15 protein-coding genes are annotated in these 16,609 nt (G+C 64.2%); 12 read left to right on the plus strand and 3 right to left on the minus strand.

The window, feature by feature from the left end:
* Positions 1–3: 3 nt before the first annotated feature.
* Positions 4–825 (minus strand): sugar phosphate isomerase/epimerase, encoded by an 822-nt coding sequence (locus tag FJW04_RS15995; RefSeq protein ID WP_140715216.1) that lies wholly within the window; start codon positions 823–825, stop codon positions 4–6.
* A gap of 626 nt (positions 826–1,451) precedes the next feature.
* Between FJW04_RS15995 and FJW04_RS16005 the strand changes: the two genes are divergently transcribed.
* Both FJW04_RS16005 and FJW04_RS16010 read left to right on the plus strand, forming a co-directional pair.
* Positions 1,452–2,600, plus strand: a complete 1,149-nt coding sequence (locus FJW04_RS16005; protein ID WP_140715218.1) for a Gfo/Idh/MocA family oxidoreductase — start codon at positions 1,452–1,454, stop codon at positions 2,598–2,600.
* 75 nt (positions 2,601–2,675) lie between these two features.
* Positions 2,676–3,629 (plus strand): alpha/beta hydrolase, encoded by a 954-nt coding sequence (locus tag FJW04_RS16010; RefSeq protein WP_015319004.1) that lies wholly within the window; start codon positions 2,676–2,678, stop codon positions 3,627–3,629.
* On the opposite strand, the gene FJW04_RS16015 is transcribed toward FJW04_RS16010, so the two are convergent.
* Positions 3,617–4,651 (minus strand): LacI family DNA-binding transcriptional regulator, encoded by a 1,035-nt coding sequence (locus tag FJW04_RS16015; protein ID WP_140715220.1) that lies wholly within the window; start codon positions 4,649–4,651, stop codon positions 3,617–3,619. The genes FJW04_RS16010 and FJW04_RS16015 overlap by 13 nt on opposite strands.
* A 256-nt stretch (positions 4,652–4,907) precedes the next feature.
* Between FJW04_RS16015 and FJW04_RS16020 the strand changes: the two genes are divergently transcribed.
* Together FJW04_RS16020 and FJW04_RS16025 are read left to right on the plus strand one after the other, a co-directional pair.
* Positions 4,908–5,861, plus strand: a complete 954-nt coding sequence (locus FJW04_RS16020; RefSeq protein WP_140715222.1) for a sugar kinase — start codon at positions 4,908–4,910, stop codon at positions 5,859–5,861.
* Positions 5,858–7,141: a D-tagatose-bisphosphate aldolase, class II, non-catalytic subunit gene (locus FJW04_RS16025; protein ID WP_140715224.1), complete on the plus strand. Its 1,284-nt coding sequence runs from the start codon at positions 5,858–5,860 to the stop codon at positions 7,139–7,141. The genes FJW04_RS16020 and FJW04_RS16025 overlap by 4 nt, the downstream gene beginning before the upstream one ends.
* Positions 7,142–7,360: 219 nt before the next feature.
* Here FJW04_RS16025 and FJW04_RS16030 read toward each other — a convergent pair whose 3' ends face one another.
* Positions 7,361–8,290 carry an aldose 1-epimerase gene (locus FJW04_RS16030; RefSeq protein ID WP_140715226.1) on the minus strand — a complete coding sequence of 310 codons (930 nt, stop codon included), beginning with the start codon at positions 8,288–8,290 and terminating at the stop codon, positions 7,361–7,363.
* Positions 8,291–8,343: 53 nt separating this feature from the next.
* On the opposite strand from FJW04_RS16030, the gene FJW04_RS16035 reads away from it, so the two are divergent.
* From FJW04_RS16035 to FJW04_RS16070, 8 genes are all read left to right on the plus strand, one after another.
* Positions 8,344–9,144 (plus strand): FadR/GntR family transcriptional regulator, encoded by an 801-nt coding sequence (locus FJW04_RS16035; RefSeq protein ID WP_224595545.1) that lies wholly within the window; start codon positions 8,344–8,346, stop codon positions 9,142–9,144.
* Positions 9,141–10,868, plus strand: a complete 1,728-nt coding sequence (locus tag FJW04_RS16040; RefSeq protein WP_140715228.1) for an IlvD/Edd family dehydratase — start codon at positions 9,141–9,143, stop codon at positions 10,866–10,868. Before FJW04_RS16035 ends, FJW04_RS16040 begins: the two co-directional genes overlap by 4 nt.
* A gap of 11 nt (positions 10,869–10,879) precedes the next feature.
* Entirely contained in the window at positions 10,880–11,659 is a 780-nt protein-coding gene (locus tag FJW04_RS16045) for an SDR family oxidoreductase (RefSeq protein ID WP_140715230.1), read from the plus strand.
* Positions 11,660–11,692: 33 nt separating this feature from the next.
* Positions 11,693–12,694 carry an AraD1 family protein gene (gene araD1, locus FJW04_RS16050; protein ID WP_140715232.1) on the plus strand — a complete coding sequence of 334 codons (1,002 nt, stop codon included), beginning with the start codon at positions 11,693–11,695 and terminating at the stop codon, positions 12,692–12,694.
* A 53-nt stretch (positions 12,695–12,747) separates the two neighbouring features.
* A complete protein-coding gene (locus tag FJW04_RS16055; protein WP_015319013.1) occupies positions 12,748–13,773 on the plus strand; it encodes an ABC transporter substrate-binding protein in 1,026 nt (341 codons plus the stop codon).
* 66 nt (positions 13,774–13,839) lie between these two features.
* The gene (locus tag FJW04_RS16060; protein WP_140715234.1) at positions 13,840–14,943 is read left to right on the plus strand and encodes an ABC transporter ATP-binding protein; all 1,104 of its coding nucleotides are present in this window, start codon (positions 13,840–13,842) and stop codon (positions 14,941–14,943) included.
* Complete coding sequence (locus FJW04_RS16065) at positions 14,940–15,812, plus strand: ABC transporter permease (protein ID WP_140715236.1); 873 nt, start codon at positions 14,940–14,942, stop codon at positions 15,810–15,812. Before FJW04_RS16060 ends, FJW04_RS16065 begins: the two co-directional genes overlap by 4 nt.
* The gene (locus FJW04_RS16070; RefSeq protein WP_015319016.1) at positions 15,809–16,609 is read left to right on the plus strand and encodes an ABC transporter permease; all 801 of its coding nucleotides are present in this window, start codon (positions 15,809–15,811) and stop codon (positions 16,607–16,609) included. Before FJW04_RS16065 ends, FJW04_RS16070 begins: the two co-directional genes overlap by 4 nt.

Raw genomic sequence — 16,609 nt, forward strand, 5'->3', positions numbered from 1 at the left:
GTCTCAGGCCCCGTAGCCGCGCATCGTCCGGCGGTTGGTCTTGACCGCGCCGGCCGGATCGGCGGCGGCGGTGTCGGATTCTTCTTCCAGCACCAGCCAGCCGTTGAAGTTCGGCGCGGTACCGGCGATCTCGATGACCTGAGGCGTGTCGCATACGCCTTGGCCCAGCATCGCCCAGGTGCCGTCGGCATCGACGTCCTTGAGGTGGATGTAGCGGATGCGGTCGCGGTAGGTGGTGAGCGTGTCGGCCATGTCCCTGTGGCCGCGCAGGATGTGACCGGTATCCGGCACCCAGCCGACCAGATCGGGGTCGAGCAAGGCAAAAATCGCGTCGTAATCGGCGCGGTCGAACAGCAGCGTGTTGTGGTGCGAACTCGGATGCACCGCCACCTGGACACCCGCCTTGCGGCCGAGTTCGCCGGCCTTGTTGTAAACCTCGGCCGCGACAGCGAATTTGTCGTGGCGTGGCCCGTCGGAGACGACGGTGGCCGAGCCCATCGACACCAGCGCATCGGGAAAGTTTGCCACGAAATCGATCCAGCGCCTGGCGGTTTCGAGATCGGTGCCGATCCCGTCCTTGAGCGTGAAGCCGCTCCTGGAGCCGAAGGCGAAGGAAATGAGCGCCAGACCGGACGACTTCAGCGCGGCGGCGAACTCGGTGGGTTTGCCGGCATAGTGGCCGATCATGGTGTCGGTGATCTCGATGCCGGCATAGCCACCATCGGCGATCGCCTTCAACAGATCGTCGGGGCCGCCGGTGAACCGGTCTCCCAGCATTTCCCAGGTGAAGGTCTGGCAGCCGACTTTGAGGTCTTTCACGTTCATCCTTTCATTCCTTGATCCCGCCCATTCCTTGATGCTGCCCTGCGTCAGCCCTTCGATGATGGAAGAACGGCACGAGTGCAATCAGCGGAACGGTGACGACGGCGGAGGCGCGGCGATATCGCCCGCCAGCAGACAGGGTCCAATCATCCATTGCAACACACGGACCCTGCTCCGTCAGTCTCCTTGGGAGGGACATCCTACTTGACCGAGCCTGGGTCATGCGGATTCGAGCAAGGGCGTCAGCGGGACCTCCAAGGCATTTTCGCTGTCTGGCGTCGATGTGGTGATCACGGACGATGGCCTGCCCGGTCCAATACGCAGCCAGCTTGATAGGATCGGGGCCATGGTGATCTATGCCTTAACCCGTCGCGATCCCTGGCCGCCCTCGAAATATCCGAGGCGCGAATGACCCACGGGCTTTGGCGCCCGCGATCGGCCGGTTTTCATGTCCGTCATTTTCTCCTCCCAGGGCCAGCAGACTCCCGACACCGCGCAGGCATTTCCGCATGTTCTATAAAAATTTTACGCGCGTCAATATTTAAAACGTTGTATAGCCATTTCGAGCCCGATCCGGCACCGTCGCGACGATCGGGCAGACGTGATCGCATTGGGAGGTACGACAGAAAATGCAGGCAAACTCACAAGCCAAACTCGGCATCGGTGTCATCGGATGCGGCAACATCTCGATGACGTACCTGCGCAATGCCGCGCTTTTCGGCGGCATCGAATTGCGCGCCTGCGCCGATATTTCAGCCGAGATGGCGGCGCTGCGAGCCAAGGAATACGGTATCCGGCCCCTTGGCGTCGATGCGCTGCTGGCCGATCCCGAGATCGACCTCGTCCTCAACCTGACCATTCCGGCGGCGCATTTCGATATTTCATTCTCCGCCCTTTCGGCGGGAAAGCATGTCTTCACTGAAAAACCGCTCGCAACCTCGGCCGGCGACGGCCGCCGCCTGGTGGCGGAGGCGGCCAAACGCGGCCTGCTGCTCGGCTCGGCTCCGGACACTTTCCTTGGCGCAGCCGGACGCAAAGCGCGCCGCCTGATGGACGAGGGCGCCATCGGCCGCCCTGTCACCGGCACCGCCTTCATGATGGGGCGCGGCATGGAGCGCTGGCACCCCAACCCGCAATTCTATTATCAGCCGGGCGGCGGCCCGGTGTTCGACATGGGTCCCTATTATCTGACCATGCTGGTCAATCTGCTCGGCCCGGTCGCACGCGTCATGGCGATGGCGACACGCGGCCAGGAGGAACGGCTGATATCGGCCGAAGGGCCATTCAAGAACACCAAATTCAAGGTCGGCACGCCGACCAATGTGCTGTCGCTGCTCGAATTCCGCTCCGGCGCGACCGTCACTTTCGGCGCTTCATGGGATGTCTTCAGGCATTCCAATCATCCGATCGAACTGCACGGCACGGAAGGCTCGCTGCGGCTGCCCGACCCGGATACGTTCGGCGGCACGGTGTCGCTGTCGGAACGCGGCGCCGACTGGAAGGATTTCGCCAGCGAAGGCGAACTCTACGGCGCCTGCAACTGGCCTCACGCGGCGCCCGACCGCGCCAACTACCGCATGCTCGGCGTCGCCGACCTGGTGCGTTCGCTGCAGACAGGCGCGACGCCCCGCGCTTCCGGCAATCTGGCGCTGCATGTGCTGGAGATCATGGAAGCGATCCTGCATTCGGGCGAGACGAAAAGTCCGGTCGCCATAGCAGGTGACGTCGTCCAGCCGGCCCTGCTTGGCGAAGACGAGGCGCGCGGCCTGCTCGCCTAAGCGTTCCTTGTTTCACGCAATCCGGACGGAAAACCGCTGCACACTTTTCCTGGAATTGCTTTGACGGAGATGACGATGACGCTCGACCCAGATGCGCTGCGTGCCCTGGAAATCGGCCGTGCCGCCGGCGGCGAACCCTTCGAGAATGACAGCGTCGCGGCGGCGCGGGCCACGTACAACGCTTCGTTCCCGACGCTGCAGGGCGAGCACGAGCCGGTCGCGGCAACCGAGCAGCAGCAGATCGACGGGCCGAACGGCCCGGTGACGATCCGCATCCATCGCGGTATCGGCGCGCCGCGGACGGGGGCGCGCGCCGTGCTCTATCTGCATGGTGGCGGCTGGGTGATCGGCAATCTCTCCTCGCATGACGATATCTGCCGCTGGCTGGCCAATCTCGGCAACGCCGTCGTCGTCTGTCCCGATTACCGGCTGGCGCCGGAGCACAAGTTTCCCGCCGGGCTCGAGGATTGCGCGGCAGCGCTGCGCTTCATGGCCGCTGGAGAACTCGGCATCGACCCTACCCGTATTGCCGTCGCTGGCGACAGTGCCGGCGGCAACCTTGCCGCCGTGCTGGCATTGCTCGCCCGCGACAGGCTGGCGCCGCCGCTCGCCGCCCAGATCCTGATCTATCCCAACACCGATGCCCGCCAGACGGCGGACAGCTACCGGCGTTTCGGCGAAGGCTTCGGACTCACCGCCGCCACCATGGCCTGGTTCCGCGACCACTATGTGCGAACGCCCGATGATATCGCGGACTGGCGCGTATCGCCGCTGCTGGCCTCCAGCCTCGCCGGCGCACCGTCGGCCTTCGTCGTGATCGCCGGCCACGACATCCTTGCCGACGAAGGCACGGCCTATGCCGAGCGCCTGCGCGCCGACGGAGTGCCGCTGGCGTTGCGACACTGGCCGGGTCAGATCCACGGCTTCGTCTCGATGGGCCGCCACATCCTGGCCGCGCGGCAAACGGTAAGCGAGGCGGCGGCCTGGCTCCGCCTACAGACGCCGGAGCCGATCACTCAGGCCGACTGACGCATCACCAGGGTGGCGCCAAGCTTGACGTTGCGCGCCAGATCATGGCCGGACGGATCGGCCTCGTCCAGCAACGCCAGCAGGATCTCGACGCTGCGGCCGGCCATGGCGGCGAAGTCCTGTGCCATGGTGGTCAGCGCGGGACAGGTGTAGCGGCTCAACGGATGATCATCGTGGGCGGCGACGCGAAAATCGCAATCGGCGCGGCGGCCGATCTTCAGCCCGCGCGAAAAGGCGGCCGCCATCACACCGAAGGCGAGACGGTCATTGGCGCAGAGCAGCGTGCGGGCCGGCAGGCCGCCTTTCTCGAGCGTCCTGTCCATCCATTCATGGCCGATGCGCTCGAAGTCCCAGCTATAGTCGCCCGCCGCCTTGAGAACGGTGGGCTCCAGGCCCGCGGCCTGCATCGTGTCGATATAGCTCTGCAGGCGTTCGCCCGAATTGTGGTTGACGTGCGGGATGTCGACATAGACAGGCGGTTCGCCGGACCGGCAGAGATAATCGACGATGGTCGAGGTGCTCTGGTGGTTGTCATTCCCGACGAATGGCGTGTCGCCTTCGATATAGGTGTCGAAATAGACGATCGGGATGTCCTCGCTCATCCGTTCGAAGACGCCGGGTTCGGAGACCAAGCCCAAGGGCGCGACGATAGCACCCGCGACCTTCAGCGACATCAGCGTTCTGACCGATTCCGCCTCCAGTTTCGGCGAACCGTGCGAGGAGATGACGATCGGCCAAAACCCTTCGTCGCGACAGCGCCGTTCGATGCGGCTGACCATCTCGGCGTAGAACGGATCGGTGATCGCCGGTACGACGATGCCGACATTGCGGGTGCGCTTGCGATTGAGGTTGCGGGCAAAAACATTCGGCTGATAGTCGGACGAACTAAGCGCCGCCTCGATGCGCGCCCGTGTCGCCGGCTTCACGCTGGCCGGATCGTCGAAATACTTCGACAGGGTCGGCCGCGAGACGCCGGACGCCCTGGCGAAATCATCCATCGTCCGGTGGGTCTTTTGCGCCATCTGTATTTCAGGCCCCTTATCCTCAATGCCAGCCTTAACGCTCTGGCCAGAATCAGTCTTGCGGTCGTCGCGGTGAGGCAGCATTGCTTGACGAACTTATGCAGTCAAATTTCCATGTTTCCAGTACAACGCAAAAGTATTGCGCACGTCAAATTATTTATTGACGCTCCCAAAACGACAACTTAGGTGTTGAACATGCGCGGATATGGGAAGTTCTGGCCAAGCGGAGGCCGTCCGTCCGGCAGATGGTGAGGACATGAAGAAACTGGTTTGTGCCGGCGAGATCCTGGTCGAGATCATGGCCGAGCGGATCGGCCAGAGTTTTCGCGCCCCCGGCCCGCTGATCGGTCCGTTTCCCTCAGGCGCTCCCGCCATCTTCGTCGATCAGGCGGCGCGGCTCGGCCAGCCGGCGGGGCTGATCGCGGCAGTGGGCGACGACGATTTCGGCCATTTGAACATCGAGCGCCTGCGTGCCGACGGCGCCGACATCTCGGCCATCACCGTCCATCAGGGTGCCGCAACCGGAACCGCCTTCGTCACCTATGAGAGCGATGGCAGCCGGCATTTCGTCTACAACATCAAGCAGAGTGCCGCCGGCCTGATCGAGATGGGCGCGGAAGCGCGCGCGCTGCTGGCCGGCGCCGACCATTTTCACGTCATGGGGACATCGCTGTTCTCGCCCGAGGTGATCGAAATTGCCCGCAACGGGATCGAAGCCGTCAAGATGCGCGGCGGCACGGTCTCTTTCGACCCCAACATCCGCAAGGAGATGCTCGATCTACCGGGCATGCGCGACGCCTTGCTCTTCGTGTTGTCAAAGACCGACGTGTTCCTGCCGAGCGGGCCGGAACTCTTCACCTTCGCCGAGGCAAACGACGAGGAAAGTGCGGTACGCGAAATGCTGGACCGCGGCATCTCCACTATCGTCGTCAAGAAGGGCGCGCAGGGCGCCGTCCACTACGACCAGTCGGGGCGCACAGCCTCACCCGGCTTCGTCGTCGAGGAAATCGATCCGACCGGCGCCGGAGACTGCTTTACCGCGGCCTTCGTCTCCTTCTGGCTGCGTGGAGAGGCACCGGAAAGGGCACTGCGAATAGCCAATGGCTGCGGCGCGCTGGCGGTGACGAAGAAGGGACCGATGGAGGGTATCGCCTCGCTCGCCACCGTTGAGGCGTTCATCGAGACCGCCCGGACCGGAGCACCGGCATGAGCCAGGCGACCGATCGACTGGCTGGCATCGCCACGCGCCGTGCGGCCGGCGAACGCTGTGGCATCACCTCGATCTGCTCGGCCCATCCGCTGGTCGTCGAAGCGGCGCTGCGCCACGGCAAGGCGGGCGGCGCCGATGTGCTGATCGAGGCCACCTGCAACCAGGTCAACCACGAGGGCGGCTATACCGGCATGACACCGCGCGATTTCCGCCGCTTCGTCGAGACGATCGCCGGAAAGGCCGGCTTTCCCCTGGACAGGCTGGTGCTCGGCGGCGACCATCTGGGCCCCAATCCTTGGAAGCACCTGCCGGCGCCCGAGGCGATGGAAAAAGCCGCACGCATGGTGGATGCCTATGCCGAGGCCGGCTTCACAAAGATCCACCTGGACGCCAGCATGGGCTGCGCCGGCGAAGGCGCGGCACCGCCCGACGCCACCATCGCCGCGCGCGCCGCCGAACTGGCCGAGGTGGCGGAGGCCGCGGTTGAACGAACAGGCGGCACCAGGCCTGTCTATGTCATCGGCACGGAAGTGCCGGTGCCGGGCGGCGCACAGGAGGCCATGGACCATCTGGCGGTGACGACACCGGAGGCCGCGGGCGAGACGGTTCGCATCCACCACGATGCCTTCAGCCGGCGCGGCCTCGACCAGGCTTTCTCGCGGGCGATCGGCGTCGTCGTGCAGCCGGGCGTCGAATTCGGCAATGCCGAGGTCATCACCTACCGGCCGGAACGCGCCCGGGCGCTTGCCGGCACGCTGCGAGACCTGCCGCAATTCGTCTTCGAGGCCCACTCGACCGACTACCAGCCCGCTGCGGCGTTGAGCGCGCTGGTCGACGACGGTTTTGCCATACTCAAGGTCGGGCCATGGCTGACCTTCGCGCTGCGGGAAGCCCTCTACGGCCTGAGCCACATCGCCGACATTCTGGTTCCCGATCCATCGCGGGAAAGCCTGCCGGCGGCCATGGAGCGCGTCATGCTGGCGGCGCCCGGCAATTGGAAGAATTACTATCACGGCTCCGAGGCCGAGCAGCGGATCGAGCGGCATTTTTCCTACAGCGACCGTATCCGCTACTACTGGCCTGCGCCGGCGGCGCGGCAGTCCGTGAACGCGCTGATGCAGGCGCTGGGCGAGCGCGACATCCCCTCGCCCCTGATCAGCCAGTATCTCGGCCGCCTCGACAGCGCGGTAGCGAGCGGATCCGTCGCGCCAAAGGCCAGGGAACTCCTCATCGCAGGCGTGACGGACGTTCTCGACATCTATGCCAGCGCAACCGGCTGATCCCGACTTTCATGGCTGTGGCACCAGGGCGCGCGTGGTGCGGCGCAACGCCAGATCGCGATGCGCGTCAGCGGCGGCGTCAAGGGCTCCGGCTATGGTTGCTTCGGCGGCAAGGCCTCGATCGCCGAATTCACCGATTTGCGCCGCGTGACGATCGAGGACCCGGGCCAGCACTATCCGTTCTGCAATGGCCTCGCTTCGGGCAAGTCGCGGCGAAGATCAAACAGCCAGCGACGGTATAAAGCGGACGCTTGCGGATTGTTTCTGGCCAGGGGCCAGCACAATGCAACCGGTGTCGATCTCCTTGTCGCCCCTCCGGTTGAAAGCATCGGTAATGTTGCTGACCGGCTCGGCGCAAAAGAACGGTTCGCCCGGCGGCGTGTAGAGGGCGAGGAAGTCGAGCGGCGCCTCTGCCTCAATGTCCAGCTGCCGCCCGTGTTCGGGCCAGGTAATCCGGGCGCGGCGCGCCCATCCGGTGAAGACCGTGTCGAACTCCACTTCCGATACGTCAAAGCCGATGGATGGATCGGCCCCCACGGGCGGCGGGACATGCCGGATGGGCAGCACCTCCGCATCGGTTTCCCACATGCCTGATACCCGTGCCTGGACATGCGTCCACGGTGTCGACGGGAAGTAAGGATGGAGACCGAGGCCAACCGGCATCGGCGCGTCCGACAGGTTGCGCATGGTAATGGTCATGCAAAGCCTGCCTTCGGCCAGCGAGATCACTTGCTCGGCTTCGTAGCTCCATGGCCAGGAATCGGCGGCGTGGCGATAGCGCAGGACGATCATGCTCGCTTCATGGCTCACGACGGCCCACGGGTGACGCCAGCCATGGCCGTGCTCATGATGTGGATCGTCCGGGGCCGTCGGCAATTGAATGGGGCGCCCCGCGAATTCAAAGCGGCCATTCCTTATGCGGTTGGAATAGGGCACGAGCGGAAAGCAGGCCATGGCGCCGGCATCGCCACGGCCGATCGCCGCTGGGTGAGCCGCACGCAGCCAATCCACGGCCGAACCATCCCGCCACCATCGATACGACGCCAGCGCTCCACCAGCGGCGGGAGCAATTTCGACCGTCGCGATGCCGTCGCTGATCGAGACCAGTTCCGTGTACTGCGCGACGGCCACAGCGAAATTCTTTGTCATCGGCACTCCCCCAATCCCTTGACTCCAATCCCCACGCCTATAAGACATATCATATGAATAGTATGAAGAATAGAAAATCATTCAGCACAGCCCGCACGTCACGAGTCGCGGTCGCGGTTTCCAGCGGCTCCACCGCGCTGCACGCCACCGTCGTCGAGCAGATCGGGCTGCGCATCGTGCAAGGCGACTTCCTGCCCGGCGAGGCGCTGCCCAATGCCGACGATTCCAGCGAGATGCTGGGGGTCAGCCGCACAGTGCTGCGCGAGGCGATCAAGGTCCTGGCGGGCAAGGGGCTGGTCGAATCCAGGCCGAAGACCGGCACGCGGGTGCGTCCTCGCGCCGACTGGAATTTCCTCGACCCCGACGTCCTGTCCTGGCGCTATACCGGCGGTGTCAGTGCGGAGGATGTGCGGGCGCTGTTTGAACTGCGCCGCGCCATCGAGCCGATGTCGGCGGCCCTTGCCGCGCAGCGTGCGACGCCGGCTCAGATCGCCGAGATCCATGCAGCGCTGGCTGAAATGGAAGCACTGAGCGATGACGGAGACCGCTTCGCCAAGCCCGATCTGGTGTTCCACCAGACCATATTGCGCATGACCGGCAACGAGCTGATCGGCTCGCTGGCCGCACTGGTCGAGACCGCGTTGGTAATGAGCTTTCGCCTCTCCAACGACAATCCGGAAGGGCAGCGCCATTCCTTGCCGCTGCACCGGGAAGTCGCCGAGAAGATTGCCGACGGCGACGCCGCCGGCGCGCAAAAGGCATTGCTGGTGCTTATCGACAATGCCGAGGATGACGTGCGCCGCAGCGTCGAGAACCGCAACAAACGCCGCAACGAGCGGGGCCTGCAATCGTGACCGAGACCAAACGCAAATTGCGGTCGGAAGCCTGGTTCGGCGGTGAAGGCAAGAACGCTTTCATGCACCGCAGCTGGATGAAGAACCAGGGCATTCCCGCTGACGCTTTCGACGGCCGCCCGGTCATCGGCATCTGCAACACGTGGTCGGAACTGACCCCCTGCAATGCGCATCTGCGGGCGCTCGCCGATCACGTCAAGCGCGGCGTCTATGAGGCTGGCGGCCTGCCGTTCGAATTTCCCGTGATGTCGCTGGGCGAGAGCAACATGCGCCCCACCGCCATGCTGTTTCGCAACCTTGCCAGCATGGATGTCGAAGAATCCATCCGCGGCAATCCGATCGACGGCGTCATCCTGCTTGTCGGTTGCGACAAGACCACGCCGGCGCTCTTGATGGGGGCTGCCTCGTGCAACCTGCCAACCATCGCCGTCTCCGGTGGGCCGATGCTGAACGGCAAGTTCCGCGGACAGGATATCGGCTCGGGCACGCATGTCTGGAAATTCGCCGAGGAGGTCAAGGCCGGCCGCATGCCGGTCGCCGACTTCCTTGCCGCCGAGCAGGGCCAGAGCCGGTCGGCCGGCAGCTGCATGACGATGGGCACGGCCTCGACCATGGCCAGCATGGTGGAAGCGCTCGGCATCGGCATGCCCGACAACGCCGCGATCCCGGCGGTGGATTCGCGCCGAGGCGTGCTTGCCCAGTTGGCCGGACGGCAGATCGTCGATCTTGTCCACCGCGACGTGACGATTGCAAAGATCCTTACCAGGCAAGCCTTCGAGAATGCCATTCGCGTCAATGGCGCGATCGGCGGCTCGACCAATGCGGTGCTGCACCTGATCGCCATCGCCAACCGGGTCGGTGTCGATCTCGGCCTCGATGACTGGGACCGCCTTGGCCGCGGCGTGCCAACCATTGTCGACCTGATGCCGTCGGGCCGGTTCCTGATGGAAGATTTCTACTATGCCGGGGGGCTAGCTGCGGTCATGGCGTCGCTTGATGAAGTGGGGCTTCTTCATCGCGACGCCATGACCGTCAGCGCCAAGACCATCGGTGAACTGATCGACGGCGCGCCCAACTATAACCGTGAGGTCATACGGCCGCTGCGCGAGCCGCTGACCAAGGAGGGCGGCATTTCGATCCTGCGTGGCAATCTGGCGCCCAACGGAGCCGTCATCAAGCCGTCCGCGGCAACGCCCGAACTGATGCAGCATCGCGGCAAGGCGGTCGTCTTCGAGAACATCGAGCATTACCATGCCCGCATCGACGATCCGGAGCTGGATATCGACGCCTCCTCGGTGATGGTGTTGAAGAATTGCGGACCACGCGGTTATCCCGGGATGGCCGAGGTCGGCAACATGCCGCTGCCAGCCAAGCTGCTCAGAGAAGGCGTTTCCGACATGGTGCGCATTTCGGACGCGCGCATGAGCGGTACCGCCTACGGCACGGTGGTGCTGCATGTGGCGCCGGAGGCCGCGGCCGGTGGTGTGCTGGCCCTGGTGCGCGACGGCGATCTCATCGAGCTGGACGTCGCCGGCCGCCGTCTCGAGCTTTTGGTTTCGGACGAGGAACTGGCGATCCGCCGCCGTGACTGGAAGCCGCCGGAGCCGCCGCAAGGTGGCTACCAGAGCCTCTATGTCGAGCGCGTGCTGCAGGCCGACAAGGGCTGCGACTTCGACTTTCTCGTCGGTCGGCGCGATGCCGGCATCCCCCGGCATTCCCATTAGAGAGGCGCGCGATGACGAATCAGATCGGCAGCTACGCGACCTACCCCAGCCTGAAGGGCCGCAGCGTGTTCATAACCGGCGGCGGCAGCGGCATCGGTGAAAGCCTGGTGCGCCATTTCTGCGCGCAGGGCAGCCGCGTCGCCTTCGTCGATCTGGCCGAGGAGCCTTCACGGCGCCTGGTCGATGCGATCGCGGCCGAAGGGCATGCCGCGCCGCTGTTCATTCCCTGCGACCTGCGCAATGTCGAGCAGCTGCAGGCGGCGACCGTCGAGGCGATGCGGCACAACGGCCCGATCCAGGTGCTGTGCAACAATGCCGGCAATGACGACCGCCACCAGACCAAGGACGTCACGGTGGCCTATTGGGACGACCGCATGGCGGTCAATCTGCGCCACCAGTTCTTCGCCGCCCAGGCGGTGCGTCCGCAAATGGGCTCGCTGGGCGGCGGCTCGATCATCAATTTCGGTTCCATCACCTGGATGGTCGGCGATCCCGACTGCCCTGCCTATGTCACCGCGAAGGCGGCGGTGTACGGCATGACGCGGGCGCTGGCCCGCGAACTCGGCCCCGAGCGCATCCGCGTCAACTGCATGGTGCCTGGCTGGGTGATGACAGAGCGCCAGATGCGGCTATGGCTGAACCCCGCCGGCGAACGCCAGATCGCGGAGCGGCAGTGCCTGCCCGACCGGCTGCAGCCATCCGACATTGCGCGCATGGCGCTGTTCCTCGCCGCCGACGACAGCCTGATGTGCACGAGCCAACAGTTCATCGTCGACGCGGGCTGGGTGTGACCCGGTACGGCCTCTAGGGAAGAAGGGTATTTCATGCGTCTTGTTCAGTACATAACGATCGACGGCGGCAGGCGGGTCGGCCGCGTTTCCGATGACGACGGCAATCGCCTGTATCTACTCGACAAGACAAGCACCGTGCTGGAGCTCGCCGAAGCGGCGATCGCCCAGGGTGCGTCGATCGCGGCGCTGGTCGAGAAGCGGACGGCTGCGGCCACGATCGACTATGGCGAACTGCTGCGCGATGGCCGCGTGCTCGCTCCCGTCGACCATCCGGAACCGGCGCGCTTCCTGGTCACCGGCACCGGCCTCACCCACACGGGAAGTGCCGCCGCGCGCGACAAGATGCATGTGCTGACCCATGGCGAGGACGCCGAGGAGTCGGATTCGCTGAAGATCTTCCGCATGGGCTTGGACGGGGGCAAGCCCGGCGCCGGCAAGATCGGCATCCAGCCCGAATGGTTCTTCAAGGGCGTCGGCACCTGTGTCGTGCCGCCTGGCGCCGATCTGCCGATGCCTGCCTTCGCGAAAGCCGGCGCCGAAGAAGCCGAGATCGTCGGCCTTTACCTCAATGGGCCGGATGGCCGCCCTTATCGCATCGGCTATGCGCTGGGCAACGAATATTCCGACCATGTGACGGAGGCCGAGAACTACCTTTATCTCGCCCACTCGAAACTCCGCTCCTGCTCGATCGGACCGGAGCTTTTGATCGGCGACCTGCCCGAAGAAGTGCGTGGCCATTCCCGCATTCTGCGCGACGGCACTGTTATCTGGGAACAGGAATTCCTGTCGGGCGAAGCGCACATGTCGCATTCGATCGCCAATCTCGAACACTTCCATTTCCGCTACCCGATGCACCGCAGGGCGGGCGACCTGCACGCCTATTTCTTCGGAGCGGCGGTGATGAGCTACGCCTCCGGCGTCAAGACGGCTTCCGGCGACGAGTATGAAATCCAGGCACAGACATTCGGCAAGCCGTTGCGCAACCGGATGGTGTCGGTGCCGGACGAGGGACTGGTCGCCGTCACCCAGCTGTGACGGCGATAGCCCCGGAAATTACGGTCCACCAGAACGACAATGGGAGATTAAAAATGGGACTGAAGAAAGCGTTTCTGAGACTAGCGACCATCGGGCTCAGCATCGGCCTGATGACGTCGGCGGCGCTGGCCGCGAACCTTCGCGTGCTGGCCTGGGACGGTTATGCCGACCCGGACTGGGTGAAGGACTTTACCGCCGCCACCGGCATCGGCGTCGATGTCGTCTTCATCGGCAGCGATGACGAAATCTGGGCCAAGATCAAGGGCAGCGAAGGGCAGGACTTCGACGTCTTCGCCGTCAACACCGCCCAGTTGCAGCGCTACATCAAGGCCGATCTGGTGTCGCCGATCGACATCACCAAGCTGCCGAACCAGAAGGACGTGCTGCCGCGCTTCCGTGATCTGTCTCAGGTCAGCGGCGACACCAAGGACGGCAAGGTCTACGGTATTCCGTTCTGCTTCGATTCCATCGGGCTGATCTACGACACCGACAAGGTCAAGCCGGCGCCGACCTCGATGTCCGTCCTGTGGGATCCGGCTTACAAGGGCAAGATCCTCGCCTACGACAATGGCGAGCACAATTTCTCGTTCACCGCGCTGACGCTCGGCTACAAGGATCCGTTCAATCTCGACGAAAAACAGATGGCGGCGGTCAAGGCCAAGCTGGTCGAGCTCAAGCGCAATGTGCTGAGCTTCTACACCACCGCCGACGAGGCGCAGCAGATTTATCAAAACAATGATGTTGCGCTGATCTGGGCCAATTATGGCCAGCAGCAGGTGAAGGCACTGCAGAAGATCGGCGCCCATGTCGCCTACGTCAATCCGAGCGAAGGCGCGCTTGCCTGGCTCGACAACTGGGTCATCTCCAAGGGTGTCCGCGACAATGCCGCGGCCGAGAAGTGGATCGACTTCATGCTGACGAAGAAGGTCAGCGGCGCGCTTTCCGAGCGCACCGGATTCGGCAACACGGTGGTCGAGTCGAGCAGTGCGGGCGGCAACGACAAGCTGGTCTGGCTCAACAATGTCGAGGATCCGCTCAAGCGTTCGGACTTGTGGAACGAGGTCAAGGCGACGCCCTGATCCCTTCCGCGAAGGACCCGGCGGTCCGGACGTTCCGGACCGCCGAAGCGTATGCGAGAATATCCCATGAGCCAGAACACCGACCTCTTGACGCTGCGGTCCGTCTCGAAATCCTACGGCACGGTTCCCGTGCTGCACGACATCGACCTGTCGCTCCGGGACGGTGAGTTCCTCACCGTCCTTGGGCCGTCGGGTTCGGGCAAGACCACGGTCCTGCGGCTGATCGGCGGGCTTGAGCCGCTGACGTCAGGCGAGATCCGGCTGGACGGCCAGGACATCAGCCGCATGCCGATCAACAAGCGGCCGTTCAACACGGTGTTCCAGGACTATGCGCTGTTCCCCCATATGACCGTCTCCGGCAATGTCGGCTATGGGCTTTCGGTGCGCCATATCAAGCGCAAGGAGATCGCCAGCCGCGTGGCGCAAGCCCTCGATCTGGTGCAGCTCGGACGTTTCGCCGAGCGCTTTCCGGCACAGCTTTCCGGCGGTCAGCGCCAGCGTGTCGCGCTCGCCCGGGCGCTGATCTGCCAGCCGCGCCTGATCCTGCTCGACGAGCCGCTGGCGGCACTCGATCTCGAATTGCGCCGGCAGATGCAGGAGTTCCTGAAATCCATCCAGCGCGAGATCAAGACCACCTTCCTGTTCGTCACCCACGACCAGGAAGAAGCGATCGGCATGGCCGATCGGATCTGCGTCATGCAGGCCGGCCATATCCGCCAGCTCGGCACGCCGCATGAGCTCTACTACAAGCCGAATTGCGAATTCGTGGCGCGCTTCTTCGGCGAGAACAATCTGGTGGCTGGAAAACTCGGTCCAGTGCAAGGCGAGCAGCGACCGATCGAGACGGCACTCGGACGGCTGGTCTGCTCGATCAGCGACCAGCCGCATCTGAAGATTGCCCCGGATGGCGCCGCGGCTTTCGCGGCGTTCCGCCCCGAAGCCTTGCATCTCGCGGACGCCCGTGATGGCGCCAATCGCTTTTCCGGTGCCATTGTCGATCTCGCCTTTGCCGGCTCGTCGACGGTCGCCACGATCATGGCGGGGGCGGACGATGCCGCGCAGCGCCTGCGGCTGCGCATGCCGAGCCGGATCGACGGCAGCATCTTGAAATCCGGCGAGACGGTCTGGCTTTCGTTTGCGCCGCATGAAGGCCATCTGGTGCTGGCATGAGCGGAACCGGCTCGACACACGCCGCGCAACGGCGGCTGTCACGGCTGGTGACGGTGCTGGCATTCGCCTTGCCGGTTATCTTCGTTCTCGTGCCGCTGGCAATCTTCCTGGTCTACAGTTTCTTCAGCGTCGACCAGGGTACGATCGTCCATGCACCGACGCTCGGCAACTATGTCAGGTTCTTCACCGACCCGATCTTTCTGCCGGTGTTCTGGAACACCATCGTGCTGTGCGTATCGGTGGCCGTGATCTGTATCCTGCTCGCCTATCCCGCCGCCTACTTCCTGACGACGCTGAAAGGGCGGTGGCGCTATGCCCTCCTGATGTTGCTGCTGGTGCCACTGCTGATGAGCTACGTCATCAAGATCTACGCGATCCGCAGCATCCTCGGCCTCAACGGCTTCCTCAACAAGGCGCTGGTGGCGCTCGGCATCCTGGATCAGCCATCGACGCTTTTCGTCTTCAACATGAACGCGATCCTCTTGACGCTCAGCCTGCTTTTGATCCCGTTCGCCATCCTGCCGATCTTCCTGTCGCTGGAGCGGATCCCGCAGACCCTGCTGCGCGCCTCGGATGACCTGGGCGCCAGCAGCCTGCAGACATTCCTGCGCATCACCTTGCCGCTGAGCCTGCCCGGCGTCGCCTCGGCGGCGAGCTTCGTCTTCGTACTGGCGATCGGCGATTTCCTGACACCGCAGATGGTCGGCGGGATCAGCGGCTTCACCTTCGGCCGCATCCTCTACAGCCAGTTCGGCACGGCCTATAACTGGCCGTTCGGCGCCGCGCTGTCGGTGGCGCTTGCGATCGTGGTGATCGCCGCCATTCTCATTGGCGAACGGTTCGGGCGCAGCCGGGGGACGTCGGTATGAGCGCGCTGCCCCGGCCGTCCACCATCTTCCTGGCCGCGATTACGACGCTGGTCGCGGTGCTGCTCTACAGCCCACTGTTCGTGCCGATCGTGTCGTCGTTCTTCACCATTTCGCATGGCAATGTCGACTGGTCGTCGCCGACCTTTTCGACCTATGTGGCGCTGGCTGAAAACCATGACATCCTGACCGCGTTGCGCACCACGCTGATCGTCGGCGTCTGTACCGTGATCCTGTCGGTGGTCAGCGGGACGCTGCTGGCGCTCTACTATCACGGCCGCCGCTCGGGACGTTCGGTTCTGCAGTTCATCATCTTCCTGCCATTCCTGATGCCGCCTATCATCAGCGGCCTGGCGCTGCTGATCTTCTTCCGCGAGATCGGCCTCGAACGCTCGCTGCTGACGGTTGTCATCGGCCACACCGTGTTCGTGCTGGCGATCGTCTACCGCACTGTGCTGATGCGGCTGCAGTCGATGAGCCGCACGCTGGTCGAAGCATCCTACGATCTCGGCGCCAGCGGTTGGCAGACCTTCTGGCGCATCATCCTGCCGAACCTGTCGAGCGCCATGGTCGGCGGCGCCATCCTGGCCTTCGCGCTGTCGTTCGACGAGACGATGATCACCATCCTGGTCACCGGCACGCAAAGCACGCTGCCGGTCCGGCTGTGGGCGATGATGCGGCTAGGCTTCTCGCCCGACATCAACGCGCTGGTGGCGCTGATCCTGATGTTCACCGTGCTGCTGTGCGTGCTCGCCGCCCGTTTTCTCATTCCCAGGCAAATGGCAACGGAACGTACCTGA

It is taken from the genome of Mesorhizobium sp. B2-7-3, assembly GCF_006440715.1.
Classification (GTDB): domain Bacteria; phylum Pseudomonadota; class Alphaproteobacteria; order Rhizobiales; family Rhizobiaceae; genus Mesorhizobium; species Mesorhizobium australicum.

Coding starts and splice junctions, on each gene's coding strand:
- FJW04_RS15995 (WP_140715216.1), bottom strand. CDS start 825: ATGAACGTGAAAGACCTCAAAGTCGGCTGCCAGACCTTCACCTGGGAA.
- FJW04_RS16005 (WP_140715218.1), top strand. CDS start 1,452: ATGCAGGCAAACTCACAAGCCAAACTCGGCATCGGTGTCATCGGATGC.
- FJW04_RS16010 (WP_015319004.1), top strand. CDS start 2,676: ATGACGCTCGACCCAGATGCGCTGCGTGCCCTGGAAATCGGCCGTGCC.
- FJW04_RS16015 (WP_140715220.1), bottom strand. CDS start 4,651: ATGGCGCAAAAGACCCACCGGACGATGGATGATTTCGCCAGGGCGTCC.
- FJW04_RS16020 (WP_140715222.1), top strand. CDS start 4,908: ATGAAGAAACTGGTTTGTGCCGGCGAGATCCTGGTCGAGATCATGGCC.
- FJW04_RS16025 (WP_140715224.1), top strand. CDS start 5,858: ATGAGCCAGGCGACCGATCGACTGGCTGGCATCGCCACGCGCCGTGCG.
- FJW04_RS16030 (WP_140715226.1), bottom strand. CDS start 8,290: ATGACAAAGAATTTCGCTGTGGCCGTCGCGCAGTACACGGAACTGGTC.
- FJW04_RS16035 (WP_224595545.1), top strand. CDS start 8,344: ATGAATAGTATGAAGAATAGAAAATCATTCAGCACAGCCCGCACGTCA.
- FJW04_RS16045 (WP_140715230.1), top strand. CDS start 10,880: ATGACGAATCAGATCGGCAGCTACGCGACCTACCCCAGCCTGAAGGGC.
- araD1 (WP_140715232.1), top strand. CDS start 11,693: ATGCGTCTTGTTCAGTACATAACGATCGACGGCGGCAGGCGGGTCGGC.
- FJW04_RS16055 (WP_015319013.1), top strand. CDS start 12,748: ATGGGACTGAAGAAAGCGTTTCTGAGACTAGCGACCATCGGGCTCAGC.
- FJW04_RS16060 (WP_140715234.1), top strand. CDS start 13,840: ATGAGCCAGAACACCGACCTCTTGACGCTGCGGTCCGTCTCGAAATCC.
- FJW04_RS16065 (WP_140715236.1), top strand. CDS start 14,940: ATGAGCGGAACCGGCTCGACACACGCCGCGCAACGGCGGCTGTCACGG.
- FJW04_RS16070 (WP_015319016.1), top strand. CDS start 15,809: ATGAGCGCGCTGCCCCGGCCGTCCACCATCTTCCTGGCCGCGATTACG.